Genomic DNA, 12,263 nt, shown 5'->3' on the forward strand with positions numbered 1-12,263 from the left:
TCGGAGACCGATAGGCGACAAGCTCATAAAAATGATCGCGATGAGTGCAGTCCAAGCCGCCACGAGCAGCAAATTGCGTATCATAGCAGCTACATAGTCGATCGGCATGAGCTCAGAGCCGGCGGGAAAGTTTGGACCGTAGATTGCGATCGGCTCATCGACCGGGCCGGGCGGATCATAGCACGAGGGCACGCCAGCCCCGCGGAAGACCTAGCCAATCCGCAGATTGCCGGCCGACTGCTTGCCACCGCGATCAGCGACAATCTCGTAGCTGACCTTCGCGCCCTCGGCCAGGCTAGTGAAGCCAGCTTTCTCGACGGCAGAGATGTGCACGAATACGTCCTTACCGCCGTCGTCCGGCGCGATGAATCCATAGCCCTTGGTCGGGTTAAACCACTTCACAGTACCGATCGCCACGCTCGTATCTCCACAAATGAACGGGTGCAATTTGCCAGAAATTGCTGAAAAAGAAAGCCCGCCGGCGAGCGGCTCTAGTGCTGAGTTGCCGGTTGGGCTTCCTGTACGATTGGGGCCACCGGCGGTTTTCCAGATCGGCGCTACGTTTGAAGGAAAGCCTTGTTTAAGCCGTTGTCGTTCATAGTGGCGCCCCTAAGCAATATTTTACCTCAGGAGTATTGTTGTGGATTTGGACCTCCGACACGAGCTCGAAGACTTGATGGGCGACATTCAAAAACGCCAGCGGCACATTGAAGACCAAATGTTTCTGATCAGCGTTCTGGACCGTGACGGTCATAACACCGTTGAGCAGCAAGCTGCGCTGAAGTTCGAACGCAAGCAGCTCGCCGTGCAAATGGAACGGCAGACAAAGCTCCTACAGAAGGCTTCCCCCCGGTGATCGCCCGTCGTTCTCTGCTGCGGAATGAGGAAAATCCGCCAGCCGATGCCGACGGCTTCCTGCCGCCAACGCGTGCTAAGCGAACTATCTGCGGAACGGTTCCGCCTCGTCTCCGCCACGAGATCGACCAACAGCGGCGAGAAGGCTTAACGCCAATCCTTCTCCTCATCCCGGTTGCGCCGATTAGGCTACTACCGCAGACGCACTGGCCCACATCTCGTCAATTAATCCGCTCATCGCTTGAGACCCGACTCAAGGCAAAAACAATGAGTGCCGTATTCGAGCTGCTTTCTAGACCGCAGCTGCCACACTGGCTGATCGTCGCGGGAAGCATCTTGATTATCACGAGCGCGCTCGGTCTCCTCATAGACCGTCGGAAATCATGAAACACGAAGCCCCGCTCGAGCAAGAAATCGTAGTCAAACAGCTGCGGCGCGCCAAACGTCCAACGCAATCCGCTGCAGTAATTCCTCACGGTAGGGAGACAGACGCAAATCGCGAGTTTGCACCAGATCGCGGCTCTGACGATATCGTATGGTTTTTTATTGCCCTCAGCATGTTCATTGTCGCCCATGCAATCTGCGTGAGGATTGGCGCCATCTGAAGCGCTCTTCTCTGCGGGTTGAACCACACCTTTGCTGAGATCCGGGCATCCTGTTTCAGGGTGGTGCGCAAGGTTGCTCGCTTGGGAGGCGCCCTCTTCAGCAGCCGGGAGATTGTTTGGACCTAAAAGGCGCCACTCCCATGAAGGCCCGTGCGCCCTCTTCATCTGGCACAAAATGGAGGAGAGCTCTTACGCGCCAGTGGTGAAGGCCTCACCCCGCGGCATTGACCAAGTGTGGCGCCTTCCCTCTCAAGGCCGGCAAGCTGTAGCGGCTTGCGCCTCTTGCATCCGCGCGGAATCAATCCACCATGGGCACCAAGTCGCGAGAGGTCATTTGGGGCGGCCGGATCATGGGCGCGAGTATCCGTGCCCAGGGAGCCCGAGAGCGCGCCCACGAGGCCGTTCGCGAGGCTGACCGGGCGGAAGCTGAGGCGTGGTCCGTGCGCATGGAGGGCTACGGCGGTCCTGCCCAATGGATCGCGGTCAACTGAACAGTACTTCTGCCGCTTATTTGCGCGCCGCTTATTTGCGCGACTTGCTGAATTTTTGCGCCATCCAGAAGGTTGGCCGACACGTTCTGTTTATTGCGGTCCTTGGTGCGACACCTCGTATGAGCCTCGCGCCATCCACCTGCACGGCCCCTGTCGCGTGCACCGGCAGGGGCTCGTTTGCATTGGCACTCACGTCGATATGGGCCCGGGCTCCTAGCACTCCGGACCAATTCCCGCGAGCCGATCATGCAATCATCAGCAGGCCAACTATCGCAAAGAAACCAGCCGCCGCAGTAAAAACAAAGCAACGCTCGATGGCAGGCTTTCTAACGTTTCTTTCCCGCTTCACTCGTCTGTCTGCGAGACTATCAGACCAGGGAAACTTCACTGCCTTCAGAGCGCGGCCGGCTGACATGAGCGGAGGCAGAAGAGGCGATCTTCTGCTCAGCCTCAAGGACGTGTTCGCGAAGTGCTTCCAATTCAGCAATCTGAGCAGCGAGCGCTTCGAAGCGGAGCAGAAGAACAGCGGCGGCATCCGCTCGACCGCCGCGATTGCCCGGCTCGGGCAAGTCGGCCCATTCGAAGGGAGCGGCCGACCGCATTGACGCTGGGGAATTCTGGAAATGATGGAAACCAGTCATGGCCGGACCTTCCGAGCGAGCGCAAGGGAAATGGGGTGGGAAGGCCGCGCCGCGCTTTTGTTAGAGGCAACAATAAATCACGCAACGACTCAAAAAACCCAAATTAAATTAATCAAATTAATCACGAATTATAACACTCGCGCAACACTCTGCCGGCCTTAGTGCTTCCCCGGATGCTTCCAGTCTGCTTTCCGGCCGAGCTGATTAAGGCGCTCTTCAAGGTCGCGCTTTGCTGCGATCAGCTTGATAGCTAGGACCTGTCCCACTGCGGTGTGCAGCGCCCACAATTCATCAATGGACATCGCGTCAAGGTGATCTCGATCCATGCCACCCGAGTCCTTGCAGATTATCCCGAGATGCGTGACTGAGGGAGATGCCCAGCATTCTAGGCCAAGTCTCAGGCCACAATTAAGGCCCCGATATTTAATTATTAAATAAATAATATATTAAATTTTTCTGAGTCGCCATCCGCAATCACCGTAGAAAGGGGCAGCAGAGTGACGCGCCCCCCGGAGTGACGCGCCCCCCAGTAGGCTGCGAGAAGCACCGCTCGCAGTCGCTGGCATCCCCGCGTGCATGGCGAAGGCCGCCGCCAGCTCGGCGCCGCTGACCAGGCAGAGGGCGAGCCAGCCGACCGCGGTCGAGATGCCGTGGCGCAGTTCCTGCTGCGCGGCCATGGACGTGCACAGTGCGACGAATGACGGCCTTGCCGATCAGGACCTCGATCGCGACGGCGCCGAGCGCCGCGGCTTCATAGCCGTGGCGCAGAATCTGCGCCTCGAGCTTCATGGCTACACCACTGGCGCCAGGGGGTCCGCTTGAGCACGCGCCGCGCGCCTCCTGGTCGGCGAGGAGCTGCTGCCTTTGAGCTTACTCACAGCTCCAATCGCCTTCTGGTCGCTTCAGCACATTGGCAATACTGCTGTTCCTTCCCGAACAACTTAATGATTCCGGGACTGCACCAGATCAGCAAGGTTGGCTTTGGCTCGATCTATTCTGCGAAGCGCTTCTGCCTGCCGCATGCAGAAGCCCGTCATGGTGAGATCACGCCGCGCGGCCTGCACCTCGTGCAAGGCATGATTGATTGCCTCGGTAACGTTGTTGCCAACCATATCGGCTGCCCCTCGGTTCGAGATAAAGATCCGCCCTATCGATTCCGGAAGCGTCGATACCTTTGCGATGGCGGTTCAACGTTCGACAAGTCGTTTTCGCCGAGAATCGTATGAACGAGTTCATCGTTCACGACCTTCTCCATCACAAACCGCACAAGCTTGGAGCGAGAAATTCCACGGTCCTTTGCGGCCTTTTGCAAATACTCGACTTCCAAAGGAATGACGATGTTCTTGACAATCACTATCTGCCCTCCCGTGCCGTCGTGCCGTCTTTCCTTTAGGATGTGCGGCAAACTTGGTGAGAATTGGGGCGCACTGTGACGTTAAACCAATGTATAGGGGCGCATTCCTCCTCTACTGGTAGTCCGCGCCAGTACACCCTCAAGGCTCGCGCAAGACTGAAGAAACGTACAGTCATCGCTAACGTAAACGACACTCGCAAAACTACTGGTGATCGACGCTATCCACGTCTGCCTGTTCTCCGCACCGTAGCATGACCCAAACCAGGCGGCATTTCCTTACTGAGCGGTCACGTTCAAGCATGAGTTCGAACCGAGGACGTGCGAGACTCGCGTCCCGGAGTTCGATAGCGGCGCCCTGCTCAGACAGGTTTACGACGCGGCACCTGATGCTCGAGCCATCCCCCGAACATGATCGCGGGTTCGTCAACTTCCTCGCGGAGGGCCTTCCTTCGTTCTTCAACCAACGGACCATCCTTCAGCAGTCATCCCGCGATGGAGCGGGATTGTGAACGGCAGATAGAAGACCGACCGTCGTGATGGCGCGCCTATCCAGGTCGGATCTGCTTGCGAAAGCCCCAAAATGCAATCGCAACAAGGGCCACGGCGCCAATTCCCAACAACACCAGAACAGTTTCCAGCATGACGAATCAAGCTCCGTTCGTGGTGGAAGAGTACGCCCGGGCGGACATTTGTCACCACTCGCCGCCGCTATTCAGCGGCTCCTCCTCCCAGAGCAGCGCCTCCTTGAGAACCGCCGGCTATCGGCCGTCGCACCCTTCATAAGCCGGCGTCCTTTCAGGGCGACGATCTCTTCAGGGGAACTGTAGTCCAAGCTCGCGCATTGCCCCGCGGTGCTGTCCCAGACATCAGGGGGGCAGTTTCAGGGACAACAGCCCTGCCCGCGGGAGGGCCGCGCGTGGCGCTGCAGATGTAAGGGCGCGCCAAGCCTTCGCCAACGAGCATTTGACCGACATCCCGACCGCCGACGGTGAGCGAGCCTCATAGCCGGCCGTAGTTGCAGCGAGACGTGCCCTCTTCGCCCGCAAGCGACCCTCTGCAGTTGGGCTTGGCCTTCGGCAATCAACCCTCGTAGCCTGCTGGTCGCCGCCTCGGCCCGACGGCGTTCGTCATCGCAGCGAGCCCTGTCGCCACGCTTCGTCGTATCGAAGCCTACGAGCCGGTAAATCTGCCGCTAGGGTCTCACCGTATCGCCGTCAACGGCAAAGATCGCAATCGGCGAGCTCGGCGAGGTCCATCGCGATCCCGAGCAGGACCGCCGCCGCCACGACGGCGGAGGCCCAGCGCAAACGCTTCGGCTTGGCTCGGAAAGGGATCACGGACATACACCGGCAAGCATACACCCGACCTTTAGGGGCTCAACCAGGATCGCCACCCGTAAATTTCCCAATGTCCGCTGCCACTGACGAGCGAAAGCGTGAAGCCGGTTCTTGCGATTGTACGGATCGCGAAGTGCCCTGCCCTTCGGACTCGCTCGCAGCGGCGAGCAAATCTGTAGCTTGTCACCGTAGCTGCTCACGCGAACCTCGGGTTGCGTGCCGAAAATCGCAGAGTAAGCAATGCATTGGTCATTCCAGTTTGGAGGAGTGGATATCCTCGGCGCGGCGAGAACCAGGGACCAGTAGCTCGCCCCTCTTCCGCGAGAGCGCGCGGCGTTTTTTCCGCGCGGAGCTTGCCACTTCTACAGTTCGAGCCACGTTGAGACATTAGATTGCGGGAGCCGCTAGGCTCAGTCGCGCTTGACCGAAGTGTGGGGCTCTCGGCTGCGGCTCGCCTCACAAGCCACCTGCGGAATCCTCCGCGAAAAGTGTGGAGAGGTAATCTGGAGCGGCCGGATGTCTGTGCGCATGGAATGCTCCGGAGGCCCTGCGCAGCCCTGCCCGACGATCGATCAATGCTTAAGTGGCGGACTTGCCTGGCTGGAGGTTGAGTGCGCCCGCTGCAAGACACGCGAGCCTCCCACTCGACGTCATACGTCGGCATAAGCACACGCCGCTCTGGAGTTTAGGCGCTTTTTCCTGCCTCTATCAGCCTCGAACTTTCGGCGATCGGGACTCACTCGCCGACGGCGCCTTCGCGCGCAGCGCCGGGCCCGAGCGCACAGGCTAAAACTGTGCTAAACAACGAAATTCAGCACCGTTGTCAAGGGTTCATATGGAGCACCAAATGGCTTCCACGCGGGACGACAGCGTCGCGGAACGGCAGATCGCGGAGGAGCTTTCGCACTTGGCGCGCAATGCGGAAGACCGTCCCTCGGTCCAGCCGACCATGGAGACGTCTCGCGCACCGGCAACGAACCATCAACCGACGAAACAGCCCCACGTGGCCTTCGTCTGCTCTCTGTTGGCTGTATCCTTTGCTGCTTGGTGGTGGTGGTCGTCCTCCGCTCAACCGGCGTTGAGGGCCCCTTCGGACCCTGCACCCCTGACCCGGGGCCCCCGAGAAGCTGCGGCACCGAAAGACGCGGCGCCATCTCCAATCGCCCTGGTTTCCGACTTGACGCAGCAGCTGCAGTCGATGACGCGCGATCTCGCTGCCTTGAGGCAAGCAGTCGAACAGCTTAACGTGACGCAAGAGAATTTGGTCCGCGACTATGAAAATGTCGCGCGCCAACTCAAGACAGGCCAGGAAGAACTCGCACGTAACAACCGTGTCATCGACGACGTCAAAGGGATCCAGATCCAGATGGCACGCGAAAGTCAAACGCTCACCGATCGCCTCAACGCAAACCAGGAGCAACTCGCCCGTGCCACGGCGAACGCCTCAGCGCCAAAGGAGATGATGCCTGAAGTTACGAACGCGATCCCAGAAAAGCCAAAGGTCATGCAGGAAGTACCATTGCCGCGCCCGCGACAGTCGGCCAATGTTGCCCAGGCGCCAAAGCCGGCGCCAATTGCCAGGCCGCAAGCTATAAAACCGCAACCGTCGTTCGCGTGGCCATGGTCGCGCTAAGCCGCGACCAACCTGCTCCTGCGGCCGAAACTAAATGTATGGACCGGCTGCGTTTCGCAATAGAGATCGTGCGTGGTTTCGAAAGTCGCTGATATGTATCCGGCCTGTTTGATCGGCTCGCGGGCCGTGGCCTTGATGGGAATGCTCATGAGGCGCTGGCAGTTGGCTTCCTTCTCGCCGATCTGGTCGATCTCGCCGGCGAGGGTCTCGATCCGCTCATCGAGATGTATCCAGTCTTCGTAGAGACCCACGATCAGATCGCGCATTCGCGGCGATATCTCGTCCTGTCGGTTCTCCAAGATCGCCAGAAGCGAGTTGCGCAGAGCCGTCGCCCCAGTCCTGACTGCGATGCCTTGCTCGATCAGAAAGGCACGGATCTGATTGATGGTCGCCGTTCGCCGCGAGACCAGGCGGGAGCGAACCCGATGCAGAGCCTGGAGGTCGAGCTGGTCCTGTGCCTTCTCTCGGACGACGCGCAGGTTCGGCCGCAGGGCGGCCTCTGCAATGGCTTCGGCGTCGTTGTAGTCGTTCTTCTGTCCCTTCACGAACGGCTTCACATAGATCGCAGGGATGATCCCTTGGCGGATGGCCAAGTTGGCGCAGAGCACGGCTGACAAAGTGCGCGCTGAGACAAGCCTCCATGCCGACGATGCTGGGAGGCAGTCGTTTAAAGACCTCAAGGAGTGCCAGTCTCTTGATCTTGCGACGGAAAGCGATCTTGCCGTCAGTGCCGAAACCGACGACATGGAAGACTTCCTTGCCGATGTCGATGCCGATCGAGGCCAAAGGTGTGGTGGTCATGGGTGCTTCTCCGGATGCTGCAGGGTAATCTTTGCAGACTATCCCCGCGGGGGAAGCAGCCGGTCCATCCCATTACCGGAAGTGTGCTCTAGCTGAGAGCCAACCTGTCGTGCCCTCAACTTCGAGGTAAGTTTGCGGGAACTGGTTCTTTAATGGCAAAGCATCGAACGCCGACTGGCACCGGTAAGTGACTTTTTCGGAAGACTGAGATAGCGTCCATGTTTCCCTTTCCACGTTGGGTGGTCTGCCTCCCGCGCCCAGGGCAAGAGACGGAGCCGTGACTCAGACGGCCAGCATTTTTCAACGAACTTTGGCTCCAGATATTTTGGAGTCCACATCCACTCAGCCTTTTGCCGCGGCTCCCGAAGGCAAGTGCGAATGTATTGCGTCGAGCGGAGCATCAAAGGAGGACATTCATGCTGACACGCAGGAATTTTGCGAGCATCGCATCTTGCGCGATTTGTGGACTTACTGGATTCGTGGCGAGCGATGCTTCCGCGCAAGGCACTCAACCAGCCTCGTCAGCGGGTGGAGTTACGCGCAAGATATTGTCGCAAGTTGACGGCCCAGTGCCAGGTTACACCACCATAATCATGGACGTGACGATAGAGGCAGGTGTCGGTATACCCCGACACACGCATCCTGGTATCGAATCAACTTATGTCATGGAAGGTGGTGGTGGCGAGCTTCCAGTCGAGGGGCAACCGACGCGCATCATCAAAGCTGGGGAAGCATTCCAGATCCCACCCGAAACGCCACACGCGGGCGGTAAGCCCGCAGACGCCAAAACGCGGCTCTTGATCAACTACATTGTCGAGAAGGGCAAACCACTTGTGAAGCCGATTTAGCCGTCGGTTTCCCGAGGGGCGATGTCCCTCGGGACCACTTCGGAGGAGGTAGACGCTTCGCTCGCGGAGCGTCGGCTTATGGCCCAGGCTGTGTGAAAAGGCTCTGTTTCCTGTGATTCGCGCGGTAAGATTCCCGGCGATTTTGCGGGGCATCCGATGAAGCGCTTTGTTGAAGGATTGGATCGCGGGCAGAGCACATTGTTTCCGGCATCGCTCGACGACTATGTGACCGAGGATAACCCGGTGCGGGCGGTCGACGTGTTTGTCGACGGTCTCAATCTCGACAAGCTCGGATTTGTCGGTGTCCAGCCACTCGACAAGGGGCGACCCGGCTACCACCCCGGCATGATGCTCAAGCTCTACATCTACGGCTACCTCAATCGCGTGCCGTCGAGCCGACGCCTGGAGCGGGAATGCCAGCGCAATATCGAGATGATCTGGCTGACCGGGCAGTTGGCGCCAGACTTCAAGACCATCGCAGATTTCCGCAAGGACAATGGCAAGGCCATTCGTGAGGTCTGCCGCGAGTTCGTCGCGCTGTGCCGCAAGCTTGATCTGCTTGTTGCAGCGAGCATCGCCATCGATGGATCGAAGTTCAAGGCCGTCAATGCGCGGGACAAGAACTTCACTGAGGCGAAGATGAAGCGGCGCCTTGAGCGGATAGACGAGAGCATCGCCCGCTATTTCTCGCAGCTCGAGACCGCCGATCGGCACGGCGATGCAGTGCCAGAGGCGAAGGTTGAGCGGTTGAAGGGTAAGATCGAGAAGCTCAAGGAGGAGACCGTCCGGCTCAATGCGATCAATGCGGAGATGATAAAGAGCGAGGACAAGCAGATCTCGCTGACCGATCCTGACGCGCGCTCGATGGCGACAAGTGGCAAGGACACCGGCATCGTTGGCTACAACGTTCAGATTGCAGTTGATACGCAGCATCATCTCATCGTGGCTCACGAAGTGACCAACGTGGGCACCGATCGCCACCAACTCGTCAACATGGCCGGACAGGCTCGCGCCGAGATGGCTGTCGAGACGCTCGAAGCCGTGGCAGACCGCGGCTATTACGATGGAGAGGAGATCAAGGCCTGCGAGGAAGCCGCCATCACGGTGACGCTGCCGAAGCCGATGACTTCGGGCGCCAAAGCTGCTGGCCGCTTCGGCAAACAGGACTTCGTCTATGTTGCTGCCGACGATGTCTATCGCTGTCCCGCTGGCGAGCGGCTAACTTATCACTATACGAACATAGAGGACGGAAAGACACTGCGCCGCTATTGGACAAGCACCTGCAAAACCTGCGCGCTAAAAGCTCAGTGCACGACAGGCCCCGAGCGCCGCATCTCACGCTGGGAGCACGAAGCTGTTCTGGAGAGAGTTCAAAATCGGCTCGACCAAAACCCCGATGCAATGGGTGTCCGCCGTCAGACAGTGGAGCATCCGTTCGGCACGATGAAGTGTTGGATGGGAGCAACACACTTTCTCACGAAAAGGCTGCCAAAGGTGGCCACCGAGATGGCGCTCAACGTCCTCGCCTACAACATGAAGCGCGTGATGATGATCGTGGGCGTGGGCGGATTGCTGGCGGCGATGCGGGCGTGAGGCCGGCCTTCTGAGCGATCAAATCAGCGCCTACATGAAGCTCCTGGTTGCCACTGAGATGACGGGAGATCGATTCCACCGAATTAGAGCTCGGCGGCCGCGAAGTGCCCCGGAGCGCCCCAAGTTGCGCGATTTTCACCCAGCCTGGGCCCTTAGCTACCTCTCTGTTGCTACCCTCTGAGGTCGGCTTCCGGCGCGCGGACGGACCAAGGACGAACATGGCCGCGACGCCCGGCGGATCTGCATGTGAGACTTGGGTTGCAGCCCGCTGGCAGTTCGAGAGAACGGCCCGTGCAGGCGTTGGGCACCCAATTGCGCGAACGTTAGATGAGCGCAGGTCGCGTTTGGCCACTTCCGGTCCGCTACGTGGAGCGAGCCGCCATACCTCCCGTCTTCAGCCCCGCATAAAGCCCTCGCACTCGCCCTCCGCCCACGCGAGGCTTTTCTCCATCGTTTCACCCCGCGAGTACCGGAGGCACATCTTGGTCATCGTCGCCTGCGCGAAGATTTGCTGGGCGATCTTTGGCGGAGCGGGCCAAGCCGCGATTGATAGTTTCTGATGATTGTAGGGATTGGGATAGTGATACAGCGTGCCCTTCGGCGGCTCTGCTTCCGCCCAGACCTCTAAGTTCGTGAAGTTCTCGTAGGCTGGGAGATCATAACCGCCGCTGGCGACTACCAGCTTTTCAATCGACGACGGCCGGGAGAGATGCGCTAGCAGACTCTTGGCCGCTTCCTTGTTTTTGGAGAAACTCCAGATGCCCCAGAAGAAAGGGTTATACGGTGCAAACCGGCCTTTCGGGCCAGCTGGGAAGCCATGAGTCCAGCATTGCTCGGCAATATGCGGTGCATCGCGCTTGGCCACCGCCCAAGCACTCGGCGGGTTCAGGATCAGCGCCCCCCTGCCTGAGATCAGCCATTTGTTGTTGGAAGCATCGTCCCACGCCGGCACGTCGGGGGGCAGGAACGCGATCAACCTCTTGTAAAATGCCAGCGCTTGGCGCACCTCGTCGGTCTTGACGGTGAGATTGCCGTTGGCATCGACCAGCTGCGCGCCGAATGACTGAAAGAATGCACCGGCGGCAACTACGCTGTCGACGGTCTCGCCCAATCCGATGCCGAAGGGGAAGCCGCCTTTGTGGCACGCTTCAGCCGCCTTCAGGAACATGTCCATAGTCCAACTGTCGGCCCGCGGCGGGCCGCCCGCCGGGTACGTCGCCTGCACGTCGATGCCGGCGTATTTTTTCATCAGATCTATGCGAGAGCAGGGAGCCTGGATTTGACTGCCGACAGTGGCGGGAACAGCCATCCAACTGGCGTTTACTTGGCCGAGATACTTCACCGTACCGTTCACCTCGCCGTTCTGCCTGAGGATCGGCTCCATGACATCGTTCACCGGCTCGAGCCGTTCGGCATAATTGTGAACACGCCACGTTGTCATCGCAAGAATGTCGTGTCCGGCTTTCGCTTGCGCTTCGGCAGCGCCGGTTAGAAGGAGTTTGTTGCCTTGGCTACCAATGTAATCGATCTGAACCTCGACCTTTGCCTTTTCGGCCCATTCTTTGACGAGATCGGCGGAGGTCGCGTTGGCACCCGGCACAAAGTGGTCCCAGAAACCTATCGATAGCTTACCGGCGGCGTAAGCGCCGTGCACATAAGGCGCAGTGACGAGCGCAGCGGAAGACATGACTGACGCGGCTACAAATTGTCGTCGAGAAACCTTTCGCGACATCTGTTCCCTCCACGCTGTTCAATGGGCTATCTTGTTTCCTGTGTGCTTCATCGGCCCTCCGCGGAAAAGAGGCCCGCAGCACGCGAGATCCGCGCAGAACGATTGTTCGAACAATTACACGCTAGGTATAGAACCCGCGTTAGCTGGCGCGCTTGCGGAATTCAAAACCCTTAGTTGTGCTATAGCAAGCGATATATCCGGCAGCCATGCTGCCCGACGAGCATCACTTCCCTTCGGGAAGCGAGAGTCTCACTCCATGAAGTGCTTCCGGTTCTGGCCGATTCCGTTGAAAAAGGCCGGCAGTATTTCGTTGTAATAGCTCCGTCGCGACTTGGCCGGAACTGCTCTTACTGACCCTATGCGAGCGTCGGGG

At 59.0% G+C, this 12,263-nt stretch carries 12 protein-coding genes and 1 pseudogene; 7 read left to right on the plus strand and 6 right to left on the minus strand.

What is annotated here, in order from left to right; translation table 11 throughout:
• Positions 1-210 precede the first annotated feature (210 nt).
• Positions 211-417: a cold-shock protein gene (locus tag IVA92_RS22580; protein WP_247280393.1), complete on the minus strand. Its 207-nt coding sequence runs from the start codon at positions 415-417 to the stop codon at positions 211-213.
• A gap of 223 nt (positions 418-640) precedes the next feature.
• On the opposite strand from IVA92_RS22580, the gene IVA92_RS22585 reads away from it, so the two are divergent.
• On the plus strand, positions 641-856 hold the full coding sequence (locus IVA92_RS22585; protein ID WP_247280394.1) for a hypothetical protein: 216 nt from the start codon (positions 641-643) through the stop codon (positions 854-856).
• A 382-nt stretch (positions 857-1,238) separates the two neighbouring features.
• Positions 1,239-1,460, plus strand: coding sequence for a hypothetical protein (locus IVA92_RS22590; RefSeq protein WP_247280395.1), 222 nt, complete (start codon positions 1,239-1,241; stop codon positions 1,458-1,460).
• 859 nt (positions 1,461-2,319) lie between these two features.
• Here the strand turns inward: IVA92_RS22590 and IVA92_RS22595 are convergent.
• Both IVA92_RS22595 and IVA92_RS22600 read right to left on the minus strand, forming a co-directional pair.
• The gene (locus IVA92_RS22595; protein ID WP_247280396.1) at positions 2,320-2,592 is read right to left on the minus strand and encodes a hypothetical protein; all 273 of its coding nucleotides are present in this window, start codon (positions 2,590-2,592) and stop codon (positions 2,320-2,322) included.
• A gap of 158 nt (positions 2,593-2,750) precedes the next feature.
• Positions 2,751-2,918 (minus strand): hypothetical protein, encoded by a 168-nt coding sequence (locus IVA92_RS22600; RefSeq protein ID WP_247280397.1) that lies wholly within the window; start codon positions 2,916-2,918, stop codon positions 2,751-2,753.
• 250 nt (positions 2,919-3,168) lie between these two features.
• On the opposite strand from IVA92_RS22600, the gene IVA92_RS22605 reads away from it, so the two are divergent.
• Together IVA92_RS22605 and IVA92_RS22610 are read left to right on the plus strand one after the other, a co-directional pair.
• The gene (locus tag IVA92_RS22605) at positions 3,169-3,414 is read left to right on the plus strand and encodes a hypothetical protein (RefSeq protein WP_247280398.1); all 246 of its coding nucleotides are present in this window, start codon (positions 3,169-3,171) and stop codon (positions 3,412-3,414) included.
• Positions 3,411-3,818: a hypothetical protein gene (locus IVA92_RS22610; RefSeq protein WP_247280399.1), complete on the plus strand. Its 408-nt coding sequence runs from the start codon at positions 3,411-3,413 to the stop codon at positions 3,816-3,818. Before IVA92_RS22605 ends, IVA92_RS22610 begins: the two co-directional genes overlap by 4 nt.
• Positions 3,819-5,160: 1,342 nt before the next feature.
• Here IVA92_RS22610 and IVA92_RS35800 read toward each other — a convergent pair.
• Positions 5,161-5,283: a hypothetical protein gene (locus tag IVA92_RS35800; protein WP_256464980.1), complete on the minus strand. Its 123-nt coding sequence runs from the start codon at positions 5,281-5,283 to the stop codon at positions 5,161-5,163.
• A 1,177-nt stretch (positions 5,284-6,460) separates the two neighbouring features.
• Between IVA92_RS35800 and IVA92_RS22615 the strand changes: the two genes are divergently transcribed.
• Positions 6,461-6,916, plus strand: a complete 456-nt coding sequence (locus tag IVA92_RS22615; protein ID WP_247280400.1) for a hypothetical protein — start codon at positions 6,461-6,463, stop codon at positions 6,914-6,916.
• Between the two features lie 137 nt (positions 6,917-7,053).
• On the opposite strand, the pseudogene IVA92_RS22620 reads toward IVA92_RS22615, so the two are convergent.
• A pseudogene (locus tag IVA92_RS22620) lies at positions 7,054-7,717 on the minus strand (IS110 family transposase); the annotation flags it as partial.
• Positions 7,718-8,133: 416 nt separating this feature from the next.
• On the opposite strand from IVA92_RS22620, the gene IVA92_RS22625 reads away from it, so the two are divergent.
• Positions 8,134-8,565, plus strand: a complete 432-nt coding sequence (locus IVA92_RS22625) for a cupin domain-containing protein (RefSeq protein WP_247280401.1) — start codon at positions 8,134-8,136, stop codon at positions 8,563-8,565.
• Between the two features lie 156 nt (positions 8,566-8,721).
• Complete coding sequence (locus IVA92_RS22630) at positions 8,722-10,158, plus strand: IS1182 family transposase (RefSeq protein WP_247280402.1); 1,437 nt, start codon at positions 8,722-8,724, stop codon at positions 10,156-10,158.
• A gap of 394 nt (positions 10,159-10,552) precedes the next feature.
• On the opposite strand, the gene IVA92_RS22635 is transcribed toward IVA92_RS22630, so the two are convergent.
• Positions 10,553-11,890 carry an extracellular solute-binding protein gene (locus IVA92_RS22635; RefSeq protein ID WP_247280403.1) on the minus strand — a complete coding sequence of 446 codons (1,338 nt, stop codon included), beginning with the start codon at positions 11,888-11,890 and terminating at the stop codon, positions 10,553-10,555.
• Positions 11,891-12,263: the final 373 nt, after the last annotated feature.

The organism is Bradyrhizobium sp. 154 (assembly GCF_023073875.1).
GTDB lineage: Bacteria > Pseudomonadota > Alphaproteobacteria > Rhizobiales > Xanthobacteraceae > Bradyrhizobium.